Raw genomic sequence first — 23663 nt, forward strand, 5'->3', positions numbered from 1 at the left:
GATGCAGAACGAGAGACGCCGGTTGTTGCGGGTGACGCCCGTGCTGTTGGCGTCTCCGGCTCTTTTGCTCACCGGCTGCGCCGGTGACTTGGAGACCTTTAAGACATGGAAGCAGGCACGCCGAGCCGTGTTTGACCTGCTGTTCGGCAGCCCGAAGTTGCAGCAAAGCCCCTGGTCGCTGGCGCAATTGCTTCAGCATCTGGCGCAGAGCATCGAGTACTCGGTGAAAGGCTATCCCGAGCTGAAGCCGGCTTGGTTTCGCGCTACGGCGGGCAACGCGGCCTGGGCATTTTTCAATGCTCGCGGCAGCATGTCGCACAGCTTGGATGAGCCGATCCCGGGGGCGCCAGCTTTGGATGCCGAGCTCAGCTTGAAGCTGGCGGTGCAACGCACGCTCGATGCGATGGACGCTTTTGCTGCGCACAAGGGCGAGTACGCGCCGCACTTTGCTTACGGGCCCTTGAGTCGCGAAGACTATGAGCGAGCGCATCTGATGCACCTGGCCAATCACTGGAGCCAGGTCAGCAAGACCTGACCCCGCTGGCGCTGCCGGACAATAGCGATCATTGAAGGAGACTTGCTCATGAGCATCAAGACCGCGATTCACAACGGTGTGGCGACGATTGAAATCGCCCGCCCCGAGAAGAAAAACGCGTTGACCCGCGAGATGTACCAGACCATGGCCGACGCCTTGGTCGCCGCCAACAGCGCCAAGTCGGTGCGGGCGGTGTTGATCCAAGGTCAGCCCGAAATCTTCACCTCCGGCAACGACATCGAAGACTTCATGAGCAGCCCGCCGCGCGATGAAGATGCGCCGGTGTTCCAGTTCATGCGCGCCCTGGTCGGCTGCGAGAAGCCGGTGGTGGCGGCCGTGACGGGCGCAGCCATTGGCATCGGCACCACGCTGCTTTTCCATTGCGACTTTGTCTTCGTGTCGGATGAATCGCGCCTGGCCATGCCTTTTGTGGGCCTGGGCCTGGTGCCCGAGTTCGCGTCCAGCCTGGTGGTGCCGCGCTTGATGGGCCACGTCAAGGCGGCAGAAAAACTGCTCTTGGGCGACCCCTTCACCGGCGCCGAAGCGGCCGAATGCGGTATTGCCAACCGGGTCTTGCCGGCGGCCGAAGTGCAGGCCCATGCGCGCCGCGTGGCCGAACGTTTCAACGCGCTGGCGCCCAGCGCCGTGCGCGAAAGCAAGCGCCTGATGCGCCGCCACAGCGCCGAAGAGGTGATGGAAACCATCAAGGTCGAAGCCGAAATCTTCGGTGCCCGCCTGCGCTCGCCCGAGGCGATGGAAGCCTTCCAGGCCTTCTTCCAAAAGCGCCAACCGGACTTCAGTCAGTTCGAGTGAAGCTGCTGCTGGCCAAGGCCGCGCTGGCGCCGCTACTGCTTGCGCAAGGGCGCCAGGTGCGCCGCAAGGCGCTGCGACTGCCCGAGGCGGCTGGCCCGCGCCACGGCGAGGTGGGCGATGGCGAGTTGATGCTGCGTCTGCTGATCCTGGGTGATTCTTCGGGCGCCGGTGTTGGCGCCAGCCATCAAGACGAAGCCTTGGCAGGGCGCCTGAGTCGCGCTCTGGCGCGTCGCTTGGGCGGCCGGGTGCGCTGGCAATTGGTGGCCCGAACCGGGCATAACAGCGCTCAGGCCTTGAGCCATCTGCAATCCACCGACCTGCAGGCCGCCGATGTCTTGGTGACGGCATTGGGCGTGAACGATGTGGTCGGCCAAGTCGGCTCGCAATCCTGGTTGCAGACCTTGCAGGCCATCGACGCGCATGCGCGGCAGGTGGCCGGGGTGCGCTACACCCTGCATAGCGCCATACCGCCGATGCATGCCTTTCCGCTCTTGCCCCAGCCTTTGCGCTGGTGGATGGGGGCGCAGGCGATGCGCTTGAATCAGCGCCTAGGGCAGGCGTTGGCCGGCACTGCGGAGCGCGGTGTCCAAGCCATGCCCGATGAGCTTCATGGTGCCAAGAATCGCGCGGCCGTGCAGGCCTTGATGGCCCCCGATGGTTTTCACCCCGGGCCGGCCGGCTATCGGCTCTGGGCCGAGAGCCTGAGCGAGCGCATCGCGCTCGAAGCCTTCAAGGATGCTTGAGCAGCGCTCTTGAACTCGTCAGGCCGACAGGCCGATGTGCCGCGGTTTGCCCGAATGGTCGATGGCCACAAAGGTCAACTCCGCCTCGGTGACCTTCACCACTTCGGGGTTGGCGGGGTTGCGCTCGGCCACCACTTCCACTCGCACGGTGATGGAGGTGCGGCCGATGCGGGTCACTTGTGAATAGAAGGACAGCAGGTCACCAATCGACACCGGCTGCTTGAACAAAAACTCCTTCACCGCCACGGTGGCCACGCGGCCTTTGGACAAGCGCGCCGGCAAGATCGAGCCCGCGATGTCCACCTGCGCCATGATCCAGCCGCCGAACACATCGCCGTTGTGGTTGGCGTCGGCCGGCATCGGCATCACGCGCAGCACCAATTCTCTGGGCATGACCGGTGCGGCGCTGGAGTTTGGACTGGCTGAGGTGTTGGGAGAATTTACTGCGTCTGACATAAATAAGGCTTCCTGAGAGAATTGCCCGCCATTCTCGGTGACAGTCCGCCAATCACAAAGCCCATGCGCCCCAGCAGCTCCGCGTCATCAGCCTTACCCGCCATCCCAGGCGCCCCTTCCACGCCCACGGCGCGTTCCGATTGGTCAACCATCAGAAAGCTGCTGCCCTATCTCTGGCAATACCGTTGGCGTGTGGGCTTCGCATTGGCCTTCATGCTTTGCGCCAAGTTCAGCAATGTGGGCGTGCCGCTCTTGCTGAAGTCTTTGGTGGACAGTTTGGCGATCAAGCCTGGCTCAGCAGCCAGTGTTGCAGTCGTACCGCTGGGATTGTTGGTGGCCTACGGCGCTTTGCGCTTGATGACTTCGCTGTTCACCGAGCTGCGCGAGCTGATCTTTGCCAAGGCCACCGAGGGCGCGGCACGCAGCATCTCGCTGCAAGTGTTTCGCCACTTGCATGATCTGAGCCTGCGCTTCCATCTGGAGCGCCAAACCGGCGGCATGACGCGCGACATCGAGCGCGGCACGCGGGCGGTGCATTCGCTGATCTCCTATTCGCTCTACAGCATCGTGCCTACCTTGATCGAAGTGGCGCTGGTGCTGAGTCTCTTGGCCATCAAGTTCGATGCCTGGTTTGCCTGGATCACCTTGGCCGCTTTGGCGCTGTACATCATCTTTACCGTGACGGTGACCGAGTGGCGCACCAAGTTCCGCAAGGAACTCAATGAGCTGGATTCGGTGGCGCACAGCCGTGCGATCGACTCCTTGCTGAATTTTGAGACGGTCAAGTACTTCAACAACGAGGACTTTGAAGCCAGCCGCTATGACGCCAGCTTGGAGAAGCTGCGCCGCGCCCAACTGAAGGCTCAGTCGACCTTGTCGCTGCTGAATACCGGCCAGCAGTTGATCATTGCCACCGCCTTGGTACTGATGCTCTGGCGCGCGACCGAGGGCGTGGTGTCGGGGAAGATGAGCTTGGGTGACTTGGTCATGGTCAATGCCTTCATGATCCAGCTCTACATTCCCTTGAACTTCCTCGGCGTGATCTACCGCGAGATCAAGCAAAGCCTGACCGATCTGGACAAGATGTTCACCCTGCTGGAGCGTGAACGAGAGGTCGCCGATAGCGCCGGAGCCAAGGCCTTGGAGGTCGGTGGCGCAGCGGTTCGGTTTGAGGACGTCAGCTTCGCCTACGACAAGGCCCGTCCTATCCTGCATGGGGTGAGCTTCGAGATTCCGGCCGGCAAGAAGGTGGCGGTGGTTGGCCCCAGCGGATCCGGCAAGAGCACCTTGGCGCGCTTGCTCTTTCGCTTCTATGACGTTGATGGTGGCTGCATCAGCATCGATGGTCAGGACCTGCGCAGCGTGACCCAAGGCAGCTTGCGCCGCGCCATCGGCATCGTGCCGCAAGACACGGTGCTCTTCAACGACACGATCGCCTACAACATTGCCTATGGCCGCCCAGGCGCGAGCCAAGAAGAGGTGGAAGCGGCGGCCAAGTCGGCCCATATCCATGACTTCATTGCGGCCAGCCCGAAAGGCTACGAGACTATGGTTGGCGAGCGCGGCCTCAAGCTCAGTGGTGGCGAGAAGCAGCGCGTGGCCATCGCACGCACGCTGTTGAAGAACCCGCCGATTCTGATCTTTGATGAAGCGACCTCGGCGCTGGACTCCAGCAACGAACGCGCCATTCAAGCGGAGCTCGAATCAGCGGCGCAAAACAAGACGGTGCTGGTGATCGCGCACCGCTTGTCCACCGTGGTCGATGCGCATGAGATCCTGGTCTTGGAGGCGGGCCGCATCGTCGAGCGCGGTCATCATGAGCAATTGATGGCGCTGCAGGGCACTTATGCACGCATGTGGCGGCTGCAGCAAAGCGGCGGCGACACGGCGGAGGCCACCGCATAAGCATTGCGCTGCTCGATCAAAAAAGGCCACGCATTGCGTGGCCTTTTCGCTGAGCCCAAGGGGGCTTGCGCTTGAGGGTTCGTTCAGCGAGCGCGGCGTTTGCGGTTCCAGGCCAGGGCACCCAAGGCCGCCAGACTCAGCGCCAGGGCGCCGGGTTCAGGGACAGGATTGCCGCCCTGATTGAGCTGCAGGCGGATATCGTCGAACAAGAATTGCCCGTCATCGCCGCTGAAGCGGATGGAGTGGGCCTTGCCTGAGAACTGCAAGCTGGCTTCGGTCCAACTGCACAGCCAGCCTTCTCTGGGTTCGCAGACCGACCCCGAGCTCAAGTCAAGAACTCCCAACTGCTGTCCTTGCCCATCGGCATCGGAGAAGATCGAGACTTGGCCGCCACCGGTGATGGAGGCGGCGTAAAGCAGCGAGAAGTCGGTGTCAAAGCCCTCGGCGACGTTGATATAAAACTGCTGCACCGAGCCGACAGGCGGGGCCGCAGGGTTGACGGCCAAATGCAGGGCTCCGCGGGTCAGGCTCTTTTTGTTGGCGTCCAGTCCTCGGAAGAAGTTGCCTTCCCCTGGGTCGGTCTGAGCAATCTTGCTGACCATGCTCCAAGCATTCTGGGTGAAGCTGATGCCTTGGGCCGCGTAGGGGTTCGCTGTACTCAGATCGGTCGTCGCCGCAGGCATCGATTCGAAGTCGAGCAAGGTCGTGCCTGCAAAGGCCGGCAGGGTCAGTGCCAAACATGCGCTAGCGATGAGCTTTTGAGCCATTGATTGCATGATTCTCGACCTCCGTTGGATTGCTGGGTTTGTACGCCACGCGCAAGACAACTGTACTCAGGCGATCCATGGTTCGATCGGCTCGAACCCCCTCTTTTGCGGGGTGAGGATTCCCCTCATTCGAGCCGCGACTAGACCATTCGGCAGGGTCGGGCGACCGTTTGTTTCGGGCGGCCTGACCCAGGGGCTGGACGGATTTCAGGCCCGGCTACACTTCAAGCGTGGAAACCAAATGGCTTGAAGATTTCGTGAGCTTGGCTGAGACGCGCAGCTTTTCGCGCTCTGCTCAACTACGGCATGTGACCCAACCGGCGTTCTCGCGCCGCATCCAGGCCTTGGAGGCTTGGGCGGGGGTGGATTTGGTCGACCGATCGTCTTATCCCACCCGTCTGACGGGTGCGGGCGAGACGCTGCTCGGTCAGGCGGTGGACATCCTCGGCAATCTGCAAGCGACGCGCAATATGCTTCGCAGCCACCAGTCGGCTGGTCAAGACATGATTGAGTTCGCCGTGCCTCATTCCTTGGCCTTCAGTTTTTTCCCGCATTGGTTGATGGGGCTCCGCCAGCGTTTTGGTGCGCTGAAGTGCCGGCTCAATGCGCTCAATGTGCATGACGCCATGTCACAACTCAGCGAGGGCAATTGCGACCTGTTGATCGTCTACCACCATGCCAGCCAGCCCTTGCAATTGGACCCTGATCGCTATCAGATGGCTTCGCTCGGACAAGAGACCTTGGCTGCCTATGCCAAGGCCGACAGTCGAGGGGAACCGATGTTTCGCCTGCCCGGCCATCCCGGTCAGAAGCTGCCGTTCTTGAGCTACGCTTCGGGCGCCTACCTGGGCCGTTTGGTCGAGTTGGTCGTCAAGGCTTCGCCCGTGCCCTTGAATCTGGACGCCATTTATGAAACCGATATGGCCGAGAGTTTGAAGGCGATGGCGATGGAAGGGCATGGCCTGACCTTTTTGCCGGCCAGCTCGGTTGCGGCCGAAGTCGCTTCGCGTCGCTTGGTGCGAGCCGCGCCTGACGGTGAATTTGAGCTGACCATGGACTTGCGCATCTATCGTGAGCGGCCAGAACTGTCCCGGCGCAACAAACCCGCTTCTCTGGCTTTGTGGAGTTTCTTGACGGCCGCATGAGCGGCTTGGATTCGTAGAAACACGTATTCGCCCTGCCGCTTCGGCGTGGTCTGCTCTATCCTGAGAATTTATTGCCTCTCTCACCTTTGTATTTGGAGTGTTTATGACTAAGAAAACTCTGCTTGTCCTGGCTTTGGCCGCAGCCACAGGTCTGGTTCATGCGCAAGACACCTTGAAGAAGATCAAGGACAGCGGCAGCGTCACCATGGGCGTTCGTGAATCTTCCGGCGCCCTTTCTTACACCCTGGGTGATGGCAAGTTCGTCGGCTACCACATCGACATCTGCGAGAAGGTCTTGCAAGACGTGCGCAAGCAACTCGGCTTGAGCTCGCTGAGCATCAAGTACCAGCCCGTCACTTCGCAAAACCGCATTCCTCTGGTGCAGAACGGTACGGTCGACATCGAGTGCGGCTCCACCACCAACAATGCGGCGCGCCAGAAGGACGTGGCTTTCGCGGTCACGACCTTTGTGGAAGAGGTGCGTATCCTGGTGAAGGCCAACTCCGGCATCACCAATATCGCTCAGCTGAATGGCAAGAACGTGGCGACCACCACCGGCACCACCTCGGTTCAGACCTTGCGCCGCAACGAGCGCGCCACCGGTGTGGACTTCAAGGAAGTATTCGGCAAGGACCACGCTGACAGCTTCTTGCTGCTGGAATCGGGCCGCGCTGATGCTTTCGTGATGGACGGTGCGATTCTCTCGGGTCTGGCGGCCAAGGCCAAGAATCCGGCCGACTTCAAGATCGTTGGTGAGGTGCTGGCGGTTGAGCCCATCGCCATCATGATCCGCAAAGACGACCCAGCCTTCAAGAAGGCCGTGGACGACAGCATCATGGCTCAGATGAAGTCGGGCGAGATCGCCAAGACTTGGTCCAAGTGGTTCGAGCAGCCGATTCCTCCGACCAATACCAAGGTCGGCATGCCCGCCAACGAGAACACCAAGAAGGCCTGGGCTCAGCCAAACGACAAGCCGGCCGAGGATTACGCCAAGAAGTAAGCGGATCGAATCAGCACTTTGTGCTTTTGAAGGCCGCTGCAACGCGGCCTTTGTTTTTTGAATGGGACTGACAAGACTTGGTTGCAGCCCGGCTGAATGCCTGATACCGAGCCCCGGGATGGCCGGGTGTTCGGCAGCCACTGCGCTTGTTCTGCGTGAGTCTTGTTGATTGGAGGTAGGCCGTGGCGACATGGGATTGGCAGGTGTTCTGTAAGAACACCATCGACGGGGAGGTGATACCGAGTTGCTTTGGCAGCGGCGGTGACATCACCTATTTGGAATGGCTGATGTCGGCCTGGGGCTGGACGCTGAGCGTCGCGGCTCTGGCCCTGGTGGTGGCCTTGGCCGTCGGCTCGCTGATGGGCATCTTGCGCACCACGCCCAGCAAGTGGCTGGTGTTCATTGGCGACGCCTGGACCGAGCTCTTCCGCAACATCCCGCTGCTGGTGCAGATCTTCCTTTGGTACCACGTCTTGCCCGCGCTGATCCCGTCGCTGCGCCAGGTGCCCAGCTTCATCCTGGTGGTGCTGGCCCTGGGCTTCTTTTCCTCGGCGCGGATTTCCGAACAGGTGCGCGCCGGCATTCAAAGCCTGCCCAAGGGCCAGCGCTATGCCGGCCTGGCCATGGGCATGACCTTGCCGCAGACCTATCGCTACGTGTTGCTGCCGGTGGCGTTTCGCATCGTCATTCCGCCGCTGACCAGTGAGAGCATGAACATCGTCAAGAACTCATCGGTGGCCTTTGCCGTGAGCATTGCCGAGCTGACCATGTATGCCTTGCAAGTGTCGGAAGAAACCTCCCGGGGCGTTGAGGTCTATCTGGCGGTGACCGGCCTGTATTTCATCTCCGCCTTCCTCGTCAACCGCCTGGCCTTGTTCATTGAACACCGCGTCCAAGTGCCCGGCATGTTGGGAGCCGGCAGATGATGAGCCTCCACGTCACTTCGTTCCTGCCCCCCAAGGGGGCGCCAGCCTCCCTCGGGGCGGCCCAGCGGGAAGCTTTATGAATCTCGATTTCTCATTCCTCAACTGGGACGTTGTCTCCAGCTTCATCCTCAAGGGCCTGGTTTTCAGCATTCAGCTGACCCTGATCGCCACCTTGGGCGGTATTGTGCTTGGCACCTTGCTGGCGCTGATGCGCTTGTCGGGCAAGAAGTGGTTGGTCTGGCCGGCTGCCTTTTACGTCAACACCCTGCGCTCCATCCCGCTGGTGATGGTGATTTTGTGGTTCTTCCTGCTGATCCCGTTGTTGGTGGGGCGGCCCATGGGCGCGGAGATGTCGGCCATCATCACCTTCACGGTGTTTGAGGCGGCCTACTTCTCTGAGATCATGCGCGCCGGTATTCAGTCGGTGCCGCGTGGGCAGGTCAGCGCCGGTTATGCGGTGGGCATGAACTATCGCCAGACCATGCAGTTGGTGGTGTTGCCGCAGGCTTTCCGCAATATGTTGCCGGTGCTGATGGCCCAAACCATCATCTTGTTCCAGGACACCTCGTTGGTCTATGCCATCGGCGCCTATGACTTGCTCAAGGGCTTCGAGGTAGCCGGCAAGAACTTCAACCGCCCGGTGGAAACCTATCTGGTGGCGGCCGTCGTCTATTTCGTGATCTGTTTCAGCCTGTCGATGCTGGTGCGTCGCTTGCAGAGGAAGATCGCCATCATTCGCTAAGCATGTTGCCCCCGGCCCGCCTTGGGGCGGCCCGGCGCTCGGCCCGAATGCCTGAGGTTGAGTGCTGCAATGCATCATTGAAGAAAGCAAAGCCATGATTCAAATCAAGAACATCTCCAAGTGGTACGGCCCTTTTCAGGTGCTGACCGATTGCTCCACCCAAATCGAAAAAGGTGAGGTGGTGGTGGTGTGCGGCCCCTCCGGTTCGGGCAAGTCCACGCTGATCAAGACCGTCAATGCGCTGGAGCCCTTCCAAAAGGGCGACATCATTGTGGACGGCATCTCGCTGGCCGACCCCAAGACCAACCTGCCCAAGCTGCGCTCACGCGTCGGCATGGTGTTCCAGCATTTCGAGTTGTTCCCGCACCTGAGCGTGACCGAGAACCTGACCATTGCGCAGATCAAGGTGCTGGGTCGCACGCCCGATGAAGCCAAGGTTCGAGGTCTGAAGATGCTGGACCGCGTGGGTCTGTCCGCACACAAAGACAAGTTCCCGGGTCAGCTGTCCGGCGGCCAGCAGCAGCGTGTGGCGATTGCTCGTGCTCTTTCGATGGACCCGATCGTGATGCTGTTCGATGAGCCGACTTCGGCGCTGGACCCCGAGATGGTCGGCGAGGTGCTGGACGTGATGGTCAAGCTGGCCGAAGAAGGCATGACCATGATGTGCGTGACGCACGAAATGGGCTTTGCCAAGCGGGTCAGCCACCGCGTCATCTTCATGGACGCCGGCAAGATCGTGGAAGACTGCAAGCGCGAAGATTTCTTCGGCAAGCCCGATGAGCGCAGCCCACGTGCCAAAGACTTCTTGGCGAAGATCTTGCAGCACTGATGGTTTGACAAAGCCGAGAGCGCTTTTTTGGGGCGCCGGCTGACTTTGCATGGCCCGCCTAGGCATCTTGTCTGGCGGGCCATTTTCAAATGCGCTTGGTCCTGCTGTTTCTGCAATTGGTCGGCTGCTGCTGGGCGGCGAGGACCTGCGCCATTAGGCTGTCGGACATGCTGATTTCCCTGTTCGTCATGCGCCGAATTTCTCCTCTCACCTCTTTGACGGTTTTGCTGCCCGCTCTGATGCTGGCTTGTTCAATGGCTTGGGCGACCGAATCCTCGGACGACTTGCCCCCGCCAAAAATCATCCCTCGCGATGCCCCGCTGCTGGAGTTGCATCAGGTGCAGACCCAGGGCGAGTCCACGCTGCCGCGTGAACGCAAGACCTTGGCGCAGATCTTCAAGGCTCAAGCGCTGTTTCAAAAGCATCAGGGCTTGGCGCCGAAGGCGGAACTCAAGTTCCGGGTTTATGCGCGCCAGTACGCCTCGGACCTGGACCGTGCCGATTTGGCCTTGGTCGGCGAGCAAGGTCGAACCCCGATTGCTCTGAACGATCAGCATCTTTTCGTGGCCGACTCGGCTTGGCGCAAGCTCGATCAAGACAGCGTGGTGCGCAGCCGCCTGGCCGAAGGGCGCATCACCTGGCGCCCCGATATTCGCAGCCCCGGTGTGCCCGACGGTGAGCGCCGTTTGGGCGATTTGCGCCTGCAATGTCGCATCGCCTTTGCCAGCGGTTTGGCGCGAACCGACTCCTCTTGGCAGCGCTTTTTGCAGTCGGTATTCAGGCCCGGCTATGAGCAATGTGAGGAGAGCGCCTGGAGCCCCAGCAACTTTGCCGACGCTCCTATTTTCTCGGTCACGCTGATCGATGGCGAGCGGAGCATGCGTTTGAACCATCGCATGTTGCACGGCCTGTTTGACGATCGCGGTCAGGATTTCGACTGGGGCTTTTTGCTGCGCGACCGCATGTTCCGCCTGCCCATGGGCGACAAATCTTGGTCGGATGAGACTCGGGTCGTCTTTGAAACCATGGACTCGCCGGCCCTCATGCCGATGAAGGAGTTGCAGGCGTCTAGGCATCGCTTCGCCGAGACCGCCAAGACCTGGAAGATTGGGGAAACTCATCTGGATGAAATCGTCGCTGCCTTGGGCAAGGGACGCCGGGTCAAGTTTGAGCCTGGCCATCAGATCTTGCGGTACTGGCAAGCGGCTCCGAAAGAGAAAGCGAGCAAGGACACCAGCAAGAAAGACAACTTGGAGTCTTCGGCCATGCCTTCCTTGTCCACCTTGATGGCCGCGAAGGCAGCCATCGGCGCTATGCCCTCTGCGGCCGACATGAGCCAAAAGTCCGAGCAAGAGATTCGGGCCGAAGTTGAGAAGATCAGTGCTGCTTTGCCGCCCTCGGTAGCTGCCGCAGCTTCCGCAACAGCAGCCGCTGCGGCCAAGGCAGCCGCGGATGCGCCTGCTGCGCCAGAACGCGGCACCGAGTTGGTCTTGCTGTTCAATGAGCAAGGTCTGCTGCAGAGGCTTGGATTTACTGAGCGTCGTTGAACGGGACTTAGCTAAAACACAGTAGGGCGGTGATCAGGACGCGTGGGGGCTTTGCGCCGCTCCTGTCTGGTCCAGCGCTCGCAAAAGCAGACTGCAAAAATCGTCGAGTCGGGAGTACCGCCGAGAGATTTGGGACAATCCGCCCATGGCCCAAACATCTACCCCCACCGTGGCTGCCCAGCAGCTGAGCATCACCCGTCCTGACGACTGGCATTTGCATGTGCGCGATGGCGCGGCCATGCAAAGCGTCGTGCCTTACACGGCGCGTCAATTCGGTCGAGCCATCATCATGCCGAACCTTCGTCCGCCGGTGACCACGGCCGAACAGGCAGCGGCGTACCGCGAGCGCATTCGCGCCGCCGTGCCCGCAGACTGCAACTTTCAGCCTTTGATGACCTTGTACTTGACCGACCTGACCCCGGTGGACGAGATCAAGCGAGCCAAGGATGCCGGCGTGGTGGCGCTCAAGCTCTATCCGGCAGGCGCCACCACCAATAGCGATGCGGGTGTGACCGACATTCGCAAGACCTACAAGGTGCTGGAAGCGATGCAGCGCGAAGGCTTGCTCTTCTTGGTGCACGGCGAAGTCACCGACCCTGAGATCGATGTGTTCGACCGGGAAGCGGTCTTCATCGACCGGGTGATGCGGCCGTTGCGCCGCGATATGCCCGAGCTGAAGGTGGTGTTTGAGCACATCACCACCAAGGAAGCGGCCGAGTACGTTTCGACGGCGGACGATTACACCGCCGCGACCTTGACGCCGCAGCATCTGCTGTACAACCGCAACGCCATCTTCACCGGCGGTCTGCGTCCGCATTACTACTGCCTGCCGGTGCTCAAGCGCGAGATCCATCGCCAAGCCTTGCTGAAGGCGGCCACCTCGGGCAGCAACAAGTTCTTCCTCGGCACCGACAGCGCACCGCACGCCTCGCAGATGAAGGAGAACTCGGTCTGTGGCGCGGGTTGCTTTACCGCTGCCTCTGCTCTGGAGTTGTATGCCGAGGCCTTTGAGGCGATGGGCGCGCTGGACAAGTTGGAAGGTTTTGCCAGCTTCAATGGCGCCGATTTTTATGGCCTGCCACGCAACACCGATCGCGTCACCTTGGTCAAGCAGGACTGGACCCTGGCCAGCGCCGTGCCCTTTGGCGATGCCCAGCTCAAGCCCTTGCGTGGGGGCGAAACGCTGAGCTGGAAACTGCTCTGAGCCTTCCCGGCTTGCATGTGGATTGGTCGGCGCCCTGGATGGCGCCGTACCGCGCACTGGGCCTGTGCCTGAGTGCGGATCTGGCGGCCGGCGCCACGGTGGCAGAGGCGCTCAATCGAGGCTTGCTAGGGCGAGACATTCGTTTATCCAACGGCTCTTTGCGCTTTGTGCCGCAGGCGAGTCTGCCCGAGGGCGAGGCCTATGAGGTCTTCATCCATCGCACCGCCTCGGTGCCGACGCGCGACAACGTGCACGATCTGCTCAACGGTTTGGTGTGGTTGCATTGGCCGCTATTGAAGGCCGGGCTGAATGCCGGGCATATGGCCGCGATCGCGCGGATGGGCGGCGTACTCGGGCCGCTACGAGGGCCGCTGCGTGATGCGCTGACCGTGGTCGATGAGAACGCCGCCTTGCTCTGGGCGCCAGCGCCGCTGTGCCAAGCCTTGGCGCGGCGGGACTGGCTGGCCTTGTTCGTCACCCACCGACATCTCTGGGCTCAGTCGCGCTTGCACTTGATCGGCCATGCCTTGATGGAGAAGCTGCAGCAGCCGCGCAAGCCGATCTGCGCCCATGTCTTGCTTCGGCCGACCGAATCGGGCGATGGCGACTGGCCCGACGCTGCCCTGGAGCTGGCATGGCTGGAGCGCAAGCCCTTCCTGCCCCTGCCGGTGCTGGGGGTGCCCGGCTGGTGGGCGCCGAATGAAAGCCCCGAGTTCTATGCGGACCCCCAGGTTTTTCGTCCCTTGTCGGGCACTCAAACCCGCTAGCATCGGCGCTGCTTCCCTTGGGGCTCCTGCGCCCTTTGGGTTCGCTGCCCGTTTGGGCTGCTCTCTTTTGATGGGACACAGGCTTGCTGAATCACTTTAGCCTCCAGGGCGGTGCGCTGCGAAGCGCGTCGCGATTGCTCCTGATCTTCGGTCTCAGCGCAAGCTTGGGCCTTGCGCTGGCGCAGCCGCGCACAGCGGGGGAGCTTGCCGGGGTGTCATCGCCCGCCGCTGCGGCTTCAGCGGCGCCCGCTGCGGTGTCGGCCAGTGCTCGGCGGCTTTATGACAGCACGCGCTCGCAACTCTTGCAGATCCGAACCCTGCTGAAGACCCAAGACAGCCAGGCTTCGGTGGGCTCCGGCTTCTTGGTCAGCCCCGATGGTCATGTGCTGACCAACTACCACGTCATCAGCCAGTACGCCTTGGAGCCGGATCGCTACCGCCTGCGCTTTGCCACCACCGAAGGTCAAGAAGGCCAGCTGGAATTGTTGGACTTTGATGTGCGGCGAGACCTCGCCCTGCTGCGGGCCTCGCCGAATGCCTTGAAGGGTCGCGGTGCGCTTGGATTTCGCCCCGCCACCCAGCCACTGTCCAAGGGCGATCGCATCTATTCGATGGGCAATCCCCATGATGTGGCTTTTGCCGTGGTGGAAGGCAATTACAACGGGCTGGTTGAACGCAGCTTTGACCCGCTGATCTATTACTCCGGGAGCATCAACTCGGGCATGAGCGGCGGCCCGGTGGTGGATGAAGAGGGTCGGGTGGTCGGCGTCAACGTTTCGGCCATGTTCTTTGCTCAGCAGATGAGCTTCTTGGTGCCCGGCCATTTTGCGCAAGCCTTGCTGGAACGCAGTCGCGATGCCAAGCCCATGACCAGTCCCGCCTGGCCGCGTTTGCGCGAGCAGTTGCTGGTCTATCAAGAGGAGCTGAGCCGTCGTTTCATGGCGCAGCCTTGGGCTTCCACAGGCCATGCACATTACCAGTTACCTGTGCCGCAGGAGCAGTTCATGCGTTGCTGGGGGCGAGGTACGCCGGCCGATACCAAGGGTCTGGAGTTCCAGCGCTCTCAGTGTCGGATGGAACATGCGGTCTTTGTCAGCAACCATATTCAGACCGGCTATCTCGACATGTCGCACGAGGCCTATGACGGGGGCAAGCTGGGGGCCATCCGCTTCGCCAAACAGTACTCGGGCAGCTTTCGCAATGAACGGCTGGGCCGAGACGACAAGTTCCGCACCGCACCTTTTTGCAAGGAAGAATTTGTGTCCCGGGACGGCCTGCCGCTGCGGGCGGTGGTGTGCTTGCGTGCCTATCGCAAGTTGGCGGGCTTGCATGACCTGAGCGTGTTGGTGACCACGGTGGATGCGCCGACGGAAGGCGCCTTGGGCCGCTTTGATGCCCGCGGCGTCAGTTTTGATAACGCGCTGAAGCTGACCGCGCATTACCTGGGGGGCTTCGCGTGGAACAAGAAGAGCGCCAACAACGCATCGCGGTAATCGAAGTCCTGGGTCGTGATGGGCATCCGCGCCTGGTACAGCGCATCAGCGAGTGGCCGGTCCGCATCGGCCGGGCGCCGCGTTGCGAGCTGCCGCTGGATGACAGCCATTTGGCCGCCGAGCATGCGCGCGTGGAATGGGATGAACAAACTGGCCCACGCCTGGAGATGCTGGCCAGCTTGAATGGCGGTTGGCTGGGCGAGCAACGCCTGAAGGCCGGGCAGGGGGCGGACTTGGGGCATGTGAACATGTTCCAACTCGGAGCCACCCATTTGCGCTGGCGCCGCGACAGTGACAGGCTGGCGCCTGAGCAGCCGATGCAGCAGCATCAGCTGCGCTCGGCCAAGGTGGCGGAGGCCTGGGTGCCGGGGCTGATGCTCTTGTGGTTGGCTTTGCTGTGGTTCGACCAATGGTCGGGCTTGAATCCGGGTTCGCCCTGGATCGACTACAGCGGTGCCGTGTTGTTGCCCTTGGTGACGATCTTGGCTTGGGCTGCCTTGTGGTCCTTGGTGACGCAGCTGTTTCAGCATCGCTTCCCCTTCACCACCCACCTGCGTCGAGCCCTGATTGGCGTGACCGGGCTGCATTTGATTGCCTTCGTGCTGCCCTTGCTGGCCTTTGCCTTTTCGATGCCGCGACTGATGGTGTTGGATGCCTTGGCATTCCCTTGCGGCGTGGCGGGGCTGTTGTGGTGGCATGCCAGCCTGGTCTGGCCGCGCGCGCGTCGCTGGCTGGCGTTGGCGGTGGGCACCGCTTTGTTGACGCTGTTGGTATTGACCATCGCGCGACGTCAGGAGCAACAGCATTGGCTGGGCCCCGCCTATCTGAGCGTTTTGCCGCCGCCTTCGCTGCGCCTGGTGGAGCCTAAGCCGCCGGCCGCGCTGATTGATGCGCTGCGGCCCCTGGAAGCCGAGTTGGCTCGGCAGGCCAACAAGGACAATGACAAACCCAGTTCGGAAGGCGTGGCCGAAGACTGAGCCCAGAAAAAAGAGCGCAGCGCGAGCGGGTGCCCGGGCTGCGCATTGGGGCCAGTTCCTTGCTGGCCTCAGGCGACGCTGATTCAGGCGGGCAGGAAGCCCTCGATGGACAAATAGCGCTCGCCGGTGTCGTAGTTGAAGCCCAGCACGCGCGAGCCGGCCGGCAGTTCGGGCAGCTTCTTGGCGATGGCGGCCAGCGTGGCGCCGCTGGAAATACCCACCAGCAGGCCTTCTTGAGAAGCGCTGCGGCGCGCATACTCACGCGCCTCTTCGGCCTCGACCTGAATCACGCCGTCCAACAGGGCGGTGTGTAAATTGGCGGGAATAAAGCCGGCGCCAATGCCTTGAATCGGGTGCGGGCTGGGCGCGTCGCCGCTGATCACCGGCGACGCGGCGGGTTCCACCGCAAACACCTTCAGATTCGGCCAGGCTTTCTTCAGCACTTGCGCGCAACCGGTGATGTGCCCGCCGGTGCCCACGCCGGTGATCAAGGCATCCAGCCCGTTCGGGAAGTCGGCCAAGATTTCTTCGGCCGTGCTGCGCACATGGACGGCGATATTGGCCGGGTTCTCGAATTGCTGAGGCATCCAGGAGCCTGGGTGTTCGGCCATCAATTCCTGGGCGCGGGCGATGGCGCCCTTCATGCCTTTCTCGCGCGGCGTCAGGTCAAAGCGGGCGCCGTAGGCCAGCATCAGGCGGCGGCGCTCAATCGACATGCTGTCAGGCATGACCAAAATCAACTGGTAGCCTTTGACGGCGGCCACCATGGCCAGGCCCACGCCGGTATTGCCGGACGTGGGTTCGATGATGGTGGCGCCGGGCTTGAGCAGGCCGCGCGATTCGGCGTCTTCCACCATCGATAGCGCAATGCGATCCTTGATCGAGCCGCCCGGATTGCTGCGTTCGGATTTGACCCAGACCTGAGCTTGGGCGCCGAACAAGCGTTGCATGCGGATGTGCGGCGTATTGCCAATGGTGGCGAGAACGTTGTCGGCTTTCATCGGGGAACTCCTGGGGTGAAACAGATGGGTTGGATTCTGCGGTGCTTGTGTGTAGAGCTTCAGCTCGCCACCGAGCCGTCCTTGCGAACCAAGGTGAACTGCGGGTGTTGCTCGGTCATCAAGAGGAAGAGCGCAAACACCGGGCCTGGCATCGTGCGCGGGTCGCTGGCGCTTTCCAAGGCCTGCCAAGTACGCGACTGCAGGCCACCGCGACTGCCGGCCTGCACCGGATAGCCCATCAGCTCGGCGGCCTCGACTTGGCTCAGGCCGGCGGCCGTGCGTGCGGCCTTCAGTTCATCGCCGTGGGGCGAGGGGAAATCAAGAGGTGTCAGATGCGGCATCGGGTCTGGCCTGGGAATGAGGCCTGAATGGTAGAGCCAAAGCGGGCGCTCCCGCTGGCGCTCGGCGCTGCTGGAGCTGGGCGATAATGCCCGCTGTGAAGCAAGCCAGACCGCCGCTGGCCCGATCAGGGAAACCTGGGGCTGGAGGAAGGTCCGGACTGCATAGAGCGGCGTAGCAGCTAACGGCTGTCCGGCGTGAGCCGAGGATTAGAGCAACAGAGACGAGTCGATCAAACGTGCAGGACGCAAGCCCTGCGGGACCGGAAGCGCAGCCTCCGGGATCGGGTGAAACGGGCAATCTCTACGCGCAGCAACACCAAGTAGGCCAGTATTGATGCGGCTCGCAGAGCTGGCGGGTAGGTGGCACCGAGCCGGGCAGTGATGTCCGGCCAAGAGGAATGGCGGTCACAAGACCCGGCCCGCAAGGGTCAGGTCTTGCACAGAATCCGGCCTATCGGCTTGCTTCACTCTTTATTCATGGACGCTGCAAGGCCCGGCTCAGCCGCGCCCTTGCAGCAGCGCTTCGATGGTTTCTTGCACCGCCAAGGCCTCGGCGTAGCCGGGCAAGCCATGCGGCCGGCCTTCGATCAGCGCCACCCATTGATCCAACTGGTCGCGCTGGCCATGCAGGCGCAAGTCGCCGTTCGACAGCTCTTGCGGCAGCAATTGCCCGGCCGCATCACGAACTTCGATCTGGCTGAACCACTCCTGCAATTGAGTCTGGCCCGCAGCCGCTTGCCAGCGCATGCGGTTCAGGTCGGCTTGCTCACCGCCAACCTTGCCGTGGATGCGCAGCGGCACGCCGGCCGCCTGCAACTCGGCCTGCAGGCCGATTTCTGCCGAAACTCCGTCGTTTGGATATTCCACCTGGCTGCTTTGCACCTGGGCCGGGCCCAACACGCGCTGCAAGGCAAAGATGAAGTGCGATAGCACCTCGCGGCTGAAGCCGCCCTCGATCCGTTCGCCCAGCCAAGCGCCAGCAGCCGCCTGCCAAGGGCGCGGCCAGGCGGCGAAAGCCAGCTCCAAGTCGATGGATTGCAAGTCCCCCAGTGGGCGCTCAGCGCCAGCGCCGAACTGCGACTGCAGCAAGGCCAGGCCTTTGGAGGAGGCCAGCGCAAAGTTCACCGCCGCGCGTTGGCCTTGCGCCTCGATGCGCGCAATGCAAGCGCGCGCAGCGCCAAAGTCCACCGTCAGAGGCTTTTCGCAAAACACCGCCAGCCCGGCATCAAAGGCCAGTTCGGACAGTGCCATATGCGGGGCCGGCGGCGTGGCAATGTAGAGGCTGTGCAGGCCCGGCGTGGCAATCAGCGCCTCGGCACTGTCGGCGGCACGCAGCTGCGGATAGGCCTGCAAGGTGGTCGCGATGGCTGTGGCTTGGGCGTCCCAGACCGTGGTCGCGCGCAAGCGCGGGTGCGTGGCCAGACGAGCCAGCATGCGCTGGCCCATCACGCCCAGGCCAATCACCCCGATGTTCAAGAGACCGTCATTCATTATTTGTTCGCCCAGCAAAACCTGTGAGTACGGCAGTTTAGGGCCGACCATTACACTGCTGGGCTGCCCATATTCGATGCACGCCTGCTGCGTCTTTGCCCCCTATGAATCCCGAAGCCAGCTCTTTATGGCGCGCACCCCGTTGGGCCTTGGCCATCATGTTGGCGGGCTTGGCGATGCTGGGCCCGTTCTCGATCGACACCTATTTGCCGGCCTTCTCGGGCATTGCTGCCGCGCTAGAGGCCACCCCGGTGCAGATGCAGCAAACGCTGTCGAGCTATTTGCTGGGCTTTGCGGTGATGAATCTGTTTCATGGCGCCTTGTCTGACAGCTTTGGGCGCCGGCCCGTGGTGTTGTGGGGCATGGCGGTCTTCACCCTGGCTTCGGTGGGTTGTGCGCTGTCTGGCAGCATTGGCCAGCTGGTGTTCTGGCGCACGGTGCAAGGCATGTCGGCGGGCGCCGGCATGGTGGTGTCCCGCGCCATCATTCGCGATATGTTTGCGCCCTCCGAGGCGCAACGGGTGATGTCGCAGGTGACCATCTTCTTTGGTGTAGCACCGGCGATTGCGCCCATGATCGGCGGCTTTTTGTTCGTGCATGCCGACTGGCATGCCATCTTCTGGTTCCTGGTGGCGGTCGGGGCCGTGCTTTTTGTGGCCAATTGGCGTTTGCTGCCTGAGACCCTGCACCAGGACATGGTTCAGCCCTTCCGGTTTCGGCCATTGATGCGGGACTATTGGCGCCTTTGCTCCAACCGACGCTTCATCTTGCTCGCCTTGGCCAGCGGTATTCCCTTCAACGGCATGTTCCTCTATGTGCTGTCGGCGCCCGTGTTTGTCGGTGAGCATCTGGGCTTGGCGCCGACGCAGTTCTTCTGGTTTTTCTGCTTCGCCATTGGCGGCATCATGGGCGGGGCCTGGCTCAGCGGCCGCTTGGCCGGCAAGATCCGGCCCAAGCAGCAGATCCGGCGCGGCTTCATCATCATGTTTGTGTTTGCCAGCCTGAATGTGCTGCTCAATCTGTTGCTCCCGCCTCACCCGTTTTGGGCGCTGCCGGTGATTGGCGCCTTCTCATTCGGCTGGGCCTTGATGGTGCCAGTCGTGACCTTGATGGTGCTGGATGAAGTGCCCGAGCGGCGCGGCATGGCTTCGTCACTGCAGGCTTGCATTGGCAGCGCAGCCAATGCAGTGGTGGCGGGTCTGGTGGTGCCGCTCTTGATGCACTCGACCTTGGCGCTGGCGCTGGGCTCCATGGCCATGATGGCCATCGGCCTGAGCGCTTGGTTGGCGGTCAAGCGTGAAATGGCTTGAGTGCCGGTCGCCCTCAAGCCAGAGGTTGAAACGGCCGATGACAGGACGATCAGGGCGATCAAGCGCCTGGGAGCGTTGAATCATGGTTTTGAGTTTTCCGTTGGCAACAAGGTCCGCGCAGTGGGCGGCCGTGCAAGTCTTGGTTTTGGGTCTGGCTGTGGGCCTGTCTTTTGGCGGCAGTGCTGCACAAGCCTCAGAGGCCAAGGCCAAATCGGCCGAGCCATCTGCCGACGGGGAGCCTCTTGATGTCTTGCGTAAGCGTTTGGCTGAACGGCTGAGCAACAGCCCTGCTGGCGGCAGCCCTCAGATGAAAGTGGCCAACAAGGCGGGCCAGGATGAGGCGGAGTCCAAGGGGAGCCGGGTCAGCACGCGGCCCGCACCCAAGGCCAGCGCCAAGTCGGAGCCCACCCCGGTTCAGGCCAAACCTCATGTCCATTGGGGCTATGCGGGCGAAGGTGCCCCCGAGCGCTGGGCCGAGTTGAGCCCTGAGAATCGCCAGTGCGCGATCGGCACGCGGCAAAGCCCGATCGATATCCGCGAAGGCATTCGCGTCGACCTTGAAAAGATCCAGTTCGACTATCGCCCCAGCGGCTTCGCCGTGCTGGACAACGGTCACACGGTCCAAGTCAATGTGTCTGCGGGCAACTCGCTGACGGTGATGGGGCGTCGCTATGACCTTCAGCAGTTCCACTTCCATCGTCCCAGCGAGGAGCGGATCAACGGTCGCCAGTTCGATATGGTGGCGCACCTGGTGCACAAAGATCCGGATGGCAGGCTCGCGGTGGTGGCCGTGCTTTTGGAGCGCGGCCGCGATCAGCCGCTGATTCAAACGATTTGGAACAACCTGCCCTTGGAAAAAGGCGAGCCCTTGCCCGCCCAGGGCTTCATCGATCTGACCCAGTTGCTGCCGGTGGATCGGTCCTACTACACCTATATGGGCTCGCTGACGACGCCGCCTTGTTCCGAGGGCGTGCTGTGGATGGTGATGCGCTCGCCGGTTCAGGTCTCGCTCAACCAGATCAATATCTTCTCGCGGCTCTACCCCATGAATGCCCGGCCGATTCAGGCCGGCGCGGGCCGCCTGATCAAAGAGTCCAACTGAAGCCAAAGCCCCAGGCCCTCAAGGCGCAAGGCCCAAGTCGGCGCGATGAGCGCCTCTTTGCTTCGATGGCGCGGGCTCAGTGTTCGCCTTGAGGGGGCGCTGAGGCTGGGGCTGGTCAGTCCCGGCTCAACCACATGTGCAAGGTTGCAAACAACTGCTCGGCCACGACCGGCTTGGCCACATGATCATTCATGCCCGCATCCAAGCAGCGCTGGCGCTCTTCGGCAAAAGCGTTGGCGGTCATGGCCAAGATGGGGGTGCTGCGCGGCTTGCCGCGCTGCCGCTCCATGTCGCGAATCGCGCGGGTTGCGTCCAGCCCGTCTATCAGCGGCATCTGCACGTCCATCAGCACCAGCCCATAGTCATACTCGCTGGCCATGCGCAGTGCTTCTTGGCCATCGTTGGCGACATCGACCACCAGGCCTGCGCTCCCCAGCAGGGCGACCGCTACTTCCTGGTTCACCGCATTGTCCTCGGCCAATAAGATGCGGGTGCCGCGGAACTCTTGCAGCTTCTCACGAGCCGCTTGGCCGCGAGGGGCTGGCGGGACCTCGCTGAGGGTGAGCGCCTTGCTCTTGTCGACCGAGAGCGTCAGCCAGAAGCGGCTGCCTTGGCCGGGTGAGCTGTGGACGCCGACCTCGCCCTTCATCAAGTGGGCCAAGCGGCGGCAAATGGCGAGACCCAGGCCGGTACCGCCGTAGCGGCGGGTGGTGGAGCTGTCGGCCTGCTCGAAATCTTGGAACAAGCGGCTTTGGGCTTCTTCGCTGATGCCGATGCCGCTGTCTTGCACTTCAAAGCGCAGTTGCAAGGTGTTGCCCGAGTCTTGCTCAACCGCAGCGCTGAAGCGCACAAAACCGCTGTCCGTGAACTTGACCGCATTGGCGCCAAAGTTCAGCAGGATTTCGCTGATGCGTTGCGCATCGCCCAGCAAGACCTGGCTGCCCAACTCGGGCTTGAGCTCCAGCTGCATCTGCAATTGCTTCTCAGACGCGCGCTGCGCCAGCATGCTGCTGATGTTGTCCAGCACCTGGGTGATGGTGAACTCGCTATGCGCCAGTTGCAGCTTGCCCGCTTCAATTTTGGAGAAGTCCAGCACCTTGTTGATGACGCTGAGCAGATGCTCTGCCGCATCGGCCACTTTTTGCAGCCGGGCTTGCTGGGTCGGTTCGGTGCTGTCGCTTTGCACCAGATAGGTCAAGCCGATGATGGCGTTCATCGGCGTGCGGATTTCGTGGCTCATATTGGCCAGGAAGGCGCTCTTGGCCAGGCTGGCAGCCTGGGCGGCCTTGGTGGCCTCGGCCAGTTCGGCGGTGCGGGCTTCCACCAGCTCTTCCAGATGATTGCGGTAGCGCAGCAACTCCAGCGCGTCGCGGCGCTGGCTGGAGATGTCGGTCAAGAAGCCGTGCCAGAGCACGCTGCCGCCTTCTTCCAGTTGGGCAATCGCATTGCCGTACAACCAGCGTTCGCTGCCGTCGGCCCGGAAGGTGCGGAACTCCTGTTGCCAGGGCGTCAGCTGTCGGGCAGAAACCTGCAAGGACTCGAGCACGCCGGCGCGATCGGCCGGTGCGATCTGCTCAAACCACGGCTGAGCGTCTTTGTCCAAACGCGAAGCCGTGAGTTGGAAGTAGTCCTTCACGGCCTCGCTGACATAGGCGAAAGAATACTTGCCGTCGCGCCCCAGCCTGAGTTGATAGACGACACCGGGCACGGTTTCTGCCATGCCCCGCAGGCGCTCGATCAATGCGCGCTGTGAATCAAACTGCTGCTGCAGGGCCTCACGCATATGTTCCAAGTGGCCGCCCAACTGACCGATCTCATCATTGCGACTCGGGGGTAGTTGTGCATCAAAGCGACCTGCGGCCAGGTCATTGGCGAAGCCACCCAGCCGGCGCAGCGGACTCAGCAGGCGAGAGTTCAGCAAGACCAGAATGAAGGCCAGGGAGACCAGCAACTGGCCACCCACCGTGGCGCCATAGAGCCAGCGCTGGCGGCTCAGGGCGGCCGTGCTGAGGTGGTCGTCGACCTCGATCGTCAGGTGCCCGATGCGAGCTACGCCGCGGAACACCTCTCGCTCACCCTTCAAGGCTTTGCCTTTTTGGCGCTCGGGAAATCCCATCTCAATGAAAGGTGAGCCTTGTGAGGCATCGCGCACCACCACACGCACCACATCGGGAGACTTCATCACCGCAGCCACCACCTCGCGGGCGGCCACCGTGTCCAGATTCCAGAGCAACTCGGGCAAGCTGCTGCCCAAGACGTCGAGCTTGGCCTCCAGGTCTCGCTGCAGCGCAGCTTCAGCGGCTTGCGGCTCGCGCAGCCCAATCAAGAGGCCTCCAACGATCAGCGCAGGGAGCAGCAGACCCAGGCTGGCACCCATTGCGATGGCAACGAAGAGGGAACGGGAAGCTTTCGTTTCGCTCAAAAAGGCCTCTTGGTTCAGGGTTTCAGGCTCGCATCACCGGCGGGCTTGAGGGGGAGTGGCGATCCAACGAGCGGTTCGGTCAGTCTGGTGTTTCGGCAGCAAACGACGCGGAATGAATGGATAGTTGCAGATTCTGAGGCAATTTCT

At 62.1% G+C, this 23663-nt stretch carries 22 protein-coding genes and 1 other RNA gene; 17 read left to right on the forward strand and 6 right to left on the reverse strand.

Annotation, left to right across the window (positions count from 1 at the left end):
• The first annotated feature begins 1 nt into the window (after position 1).
• From ACOVRJ_RS15485 to ACOVRJ_RS15495, 3 genes are read left to right on the forward strand one after another with little or no spacing between them, the layout of a single operon-like run.
• A complete protein-coding gene (locus ACOVRJ_RS15485) occupies positions 2 to 535 on the forward strand; it encodes a DUF1569 domain-containing protein (protein ID WP_422044727.1) in 534 nt (177 codons plus the stop codon).
• Positions 536 to 583: 48 nt separating this feature from the next.
• Positions 584 to 1348: an enoyl-CoA hydratase gene (locus ACOVRJ_RS15490; RefSeq protein WP_422044728.1), complete on the forward strand. Its 765-nt coding sequence runs from the start codon at positions 584 to 586 to the stop codon at positions 1346 to 1348.
• Positions 1345 to 2091: an SGNH/GDSL hydrolase family protein gene (locus ACOVRJ_RS15495; protein ID WP_422044729.1), complete on the forward strand. Its 747-nt coding sequence runs from the start codon at positions 1345 to 1347 to the stop codon at positions 2089 to 2091. The genes ACOVRJ_RS15490 and ACOVRJ_RS15495 overlap by 4 nt, the downstream gene beginning before the upstream one ends.
• 18 nt (positions 2092 to 2109) lie before the next feature.
• On the opposite strand, the gene ACOVRJ_RS15500 is transcribed toward ACOVRJ_RS15495, so the two are convergent.
• Positions 2110 to 2484 (reverse strand): acyl-CoA thioesterase, encoded by a 375-nt coding sequence (locus ACOVRJ_RS15500; RefSeq protein ID WP_422044730.1) that lies wholly within the window; start codon positions 2482 to 2484, stop codon positions 2110 to 2112.
• A gap of 126 nt (positions 2485 to 2610) precedes the next feature.
• Between ACOVRJ_RS15500 and ACOVRJ_RS15505 the strand changes: the two genes are divergently transcribed.
• A complete protein-coding gene (locus ACOVRJ_RS15505; protein ID WP_422044731.1) occupies positions 2611 to 4452 on the forward strand; it encodes an ABCB family ABC transporter ATP-binding protein/permease in 1842 nt (613 codons plus the stop codon).
• An 83-nt stretch (positions 4453 to 4535) separates the two neighbouring features.
• Here ACOVRJ_RS15505 and ACOVRJ_RS15510 read toward each other — a convergent pair whose 3' ends face one another.
• Entirely contained in the window at positions 4536 to 5228 is a 693-nt protein-coding gene (locus ACOVRJ_RS15510; RefSeq protein WP_422044732.1) for a PEP-CTERM sorting domain-containing protein, read from the reverse strand.
• A gap of 221 nt (positions 5229 to 5449) precedes the next feature.
• Between ACOVRJ_RS15510 and ACOVRJ_RS15515 the strand changes: the two genes are divergently transcribed.
• From ACOVRJ_RS15515 to ACOVRJ_RS15560, 10 genes are all read left to right on the forward strand, one after another.
• Positions 5450 to 6364 carry a LysR substrate-binding domain-containing protein gene (locus ACOVRJ_RS15515; RefSeq protein WP_422044733.1) on the forward strand — a complete coding sequence of 305 codons (915 nt, stop codon included), beginning with the start codon at positions 5450 to 5452 and terminating at the stop codon, positions 6362 to 6364.
• A 103-nt stretch (positions 6365 to 6467) separates the two neighbouring features.
• Positions 6468 to 7364, forward strand: coding sequence for an amino acid ABC transporter substrate-binding protein (locus ACOVRJ_RS15520; protein ID WP_422044734.1), 897 nt, complete (start codon positions 6468 to 6470; stop codon positions 7362 to 7364).
• Positions 7365 to 7546: 182 nt separating this feature from the next.
• Positions 7547 to 8290 carry an amino acid ABC transporter permease gene (locus tag ACOVRJ_RS15525; protein WP_422044735.1) on the forward strand — a complete coding sequence of 248 codons (744 nt, stop codon included), beginning with the start codon at positions 7547 to 7549 and terminating at the stop codon, positions 8288 to 8290.
• A gap of 76 nt (positions 8291 to 8366) precedes the next feature.
• Positions 8367 to 9032, forward strand: coding sequence for an amino acid ABC transporter permease (locus tag ACOVRJ_RS15530; RefSeq protein WP_422044736.1), 666 nt, complete (start codon positions 8367 to 8369; stop codon positions 9030 to 9032).
• 94 nt (positions 9033 to 9126) lie between these two features.
• Positions 9127 to 9861 (forward strand): amino acid ABC transporter ATP-binding protein, encoded by a 735-nt coding sequence (locus ACOVRJ_RS15535; protein WP_422044737.1) that lies wholly within the window; start codon positions 9127 to 9129, stop codon positions 9859 to 9861.
• A gap of 167 nt (positions 9862 to 10028) precedes the next feature.
• Positions 10029 to 11408 (forward strand): hypothetical protein, encoded by a 1380-nt coding sequence (locus tag ACOVRJ_RS15540; RefSeq protein ID WP_422044738.1) that lies wholly within the window; start codon positions 10029 to 10031, stop codon positions 11406 to 11408.
• 145 nt (positions 11409 to 11553) lie between these two features.
• Positions 11554 to 12612 (forward strand): dihydroorotase, encoded by a 1059-nt coding sequence (pyrC, locus tag ACOVRJ_RS15545; protein WP_422044739.1) that lies wholly within the window; start codon positions 11554 to 11556, stop codon positions 12610 to 12612.
• Between the two features lie 17 nt (positions 12613 to 12629).
• Positions 12630 to 13379, forward strand: a complete 750-nt coding sequence (locus ACOVRJ_RS15550) for a DUF3025 domain-containing protein (protein ID WP_422044760.1) — start codon at positions 12630 to 12632, stop codon at positions 13377 to 13379.
• A 212-nt stretch (positions 13380 to 13591) separates the two neighbouring features.
• Positions 13592 to 14872: a S1 family peptidase gene (locus tag ACOVRJ_RS15555; RefSeq protein ID WP_422044740.1), complete on the forward strand. Its 1281-nt coding sequence runs from the start codon at positions 13592 to 13594 to the stop codon at positions 14870 to 14872.
• On the forward strand, positions 14836 to 15849 hold the full coding sequence (locus ACOVRJ_RS15560) for an FHA domain-containing protein (protein ID WP_422044741.1): 1014 nt from the start codon (positions 14836 to 14838) through the stop codon (positions 15847 to 15849). Before ACOVRJ_RS15555 ends, ACOVRJ_RS15560 begins: the two co-directional genes overlap by 37 nt.
• Before the next feature lie 83 nt (positions 15850 to 15932).
• On the opposite strand, the gene cysK is transcribed toward ACOVRJ_RS15560, so the two are convergent.
• The gene (gene cysK / locus ACOVRJ_RS15565) at positions 15933 to 16850 is read right to left on the reverse strand and encodes a cysteine synthase A (protein ID WP_422044742.1); all 918 of its coding nucleotides are present in this window, start codon (positions 16848 to 16850) and stop codon (positions 15933 to 15935) included.
• 59 nt (positions 16851 to 16909) lie between these two features.
• On the reverse strand, positions 16910 to 17191 hold the full coding sequence (locus tag ACOVRJ_RS15570; protein ID WP_422044743.1) for a helix-turn-helix domain-containing protein: 282 nt from the start codon (positions 17189 to 17191) through the stop codon (positions 16910 to 16912).
• A gap of 97 nt (positions 17192 to 17288) precedes the next feature.
• On the opposite strand from ACOVRJ_RS15570, the gene rnpB reads away from it, so the two are divergent.
• Positions 17289 to 17661, forward strand: an RNA gene (rnpB, locus tag ACOVRJ_RS15575) — RNase P RNA component class A.
• A 28-nt stretch (positions 17662 to 17689) separates the two neighbouring features.
• Here rnpB and ACOVRJ_RS15580 read toward each other — a convergent pair.
• Positions 17690 to 18682, reverse strand: coding sequence for a Gfo/Idh/MocA family protein (locus tag ACOVRJ_RS15580; protein ID WP_422044744.1), 993 nt, complete (start codon positions 18680 to 18682; stop codon positions 17690 to 17692).
• Positions 18683 to 18786: 104 nt separating this feature from the next.
• On the opposite strand from ACOVRJ_RS15580, the gene ACOVRJ_RS15585 reads away from it, so the two are divergent.
• Entirely contained in the window at positions 18787 to 19992 is a 1206-nt protein-coding gene (locus ACOVRJ_RS15585) for a multidrug effflux MFS transporter (RefSeq protein ID WP_422044745.1), read from the forward strand.
• Positions 19993 to 20092: 100 nt separating this feature from the next.
• Positions 20093 to 21094 (forward strand): carbonic anhydrase, encoded by a 1002-nt coding sequence (locus ACOVRJ_RS15590; protein WP_422044746.1) that lies wholly within the window; start codon positions 20093 to 20095, stop codon positions 21092 to 21094.
• Between the two features lie 115 nt (positions 21095 to 21209).
• On the opposite strand, the gene ACOVRJ_RS15595 is transcribed toward ACOVRJ_RS15590, so the two are convergent.
• Positions 21210 to 23471: an ATP-binding protein gene (locus ACOVRJ_RS15595; protein WP_422044747.1), complete on the reverse strand. Its 2262-nt coding sequence runs from the start codon at positions 23469 to 23471 to the stop codon at positions 21210 to 21212.
• Positions 23472 to 23663 lie beyond the last annotated feature (192 nt).

The sequence above is a fragment of the Roseateles sp. genome (assembly GCF_049240545.1).
GTDB lineage: Bacteria > Pseudomonadota > Gammaproteobacteria > Burkholderiales > Burkholderiaceae_C > Paucibacter_A.

Excerpts from the sequence above, each read along its gene's own strand:
- ACOVRJ_RS15485 (WP_422044727.1), top strand. The coding sequence starts at position 2 with ATGCAGAACGAGAGACGCCGGTTGTTGCGGGTGACGCCCGTGCTGTTG.
- ACOVRJ_RS15490 (WP_422044728.1), top strand. The coding sequence starts at position 584 with ATGAGCATCAAGACCGCGATTCACAACGGTGTGGCGACGATTGAAATC.
- ACOVRJ_RS15500 (WP_422044730.1), bottom strand. The coding sequence starts at position 2,484 with ATGCCCAGAGAATTGGTGCTGCGCGTGATGCCGATGCCGGCCGACGCC.
- ACOVRJ_RS15505 (WP_422044731.1), top strand. The coding sequence starts at position 2,611 with ATGCGCCCCAGCAGCTCCGCGTCATCAGCCTTACCCGCCATCCCAGGC.
- ACOVRJ_RS15510 (WP_422044732.1), bottom strand. The coding sequence starts at position 5,228 with ATGCAATCAATGGCTCAAAAGCTCATCGCTAGCGCATGTTTGGCACTG.
- ACOVRJ_RS15520 (WP_422044734.1), top strand. The coding sequence starts at position 6,468 with ATGACTAAGAAAACTCTGCTTGTCCTGGCTTTGGCCGCAGCCACAGGT.
- ACOVRJ_RS15530 (WP_422044736.1), top strand. The coding sequence starts at position 8,367 with ATGAATCTCGATTTCTCATTCCTCAACTGGGACGTTGTCTCCAGCTTC.
- ACOVRJ_RS15535 (WP_422044737.1), top strand. The coding sequence starts at position 9,127 with ATGATTCAAATCAAGAACATCTCCAAGTGGTACGGCCCTTTTCAGGTG.
- ACOVRJ_RS15540 (WP_422044738.1), top strand. The coding sequence starts at position 10,029 with ATGCTGATTTCCCTGTTCGTCATGCGCCGAATTTCTCCTCTCACCTCT.
- pyrC (WP_422044739.1), top strand. The coding sequence starts at position 11,554 with ATGGCCCAAACATCTACCCCCACCGTGGCTGCCCAGCAGCTGAGCATC.
- cysK (WP_422044742.1), bottom strand. The coding sequence starts at position 16,850 with ATGAAAGCCGACAACGTTCTCGCCACCATTGGCAATACGCCGCACATC.
- ACOVRJ_RS15570 (WP_422044743.1), bottom strand. The coding sequence starts at position 17,191 with ATGCCGCATCTGACACCTCTTGATTTCCCCTCGCCCCACGGCGATGAA.
- ACOVRJ_RS15580 (WP_422044744.1), bottom strand. The coding sequence starts at position 18,682 with ATGAATGACGGTCTCTTGAACATCGGGGTGATTGGCCTGGGCGTGATG.
- ACOVRJ_RS15585 (WP_422044745.1), top strand. The coding sequence starts at position 18,787 with ATGAATCCCGAAGCCAGCTCTTTATGGCGCGCACCCCGTTGGGCCTTG.
- ACOVRJ_RS15595 (WP_422044747.1), bottom strand. The coding sequence starts at position 23,471 with ATGGGTGCCAGCCTGGGTCTGCTGCTCCCTGCGCTGATCGTTGGAGGC.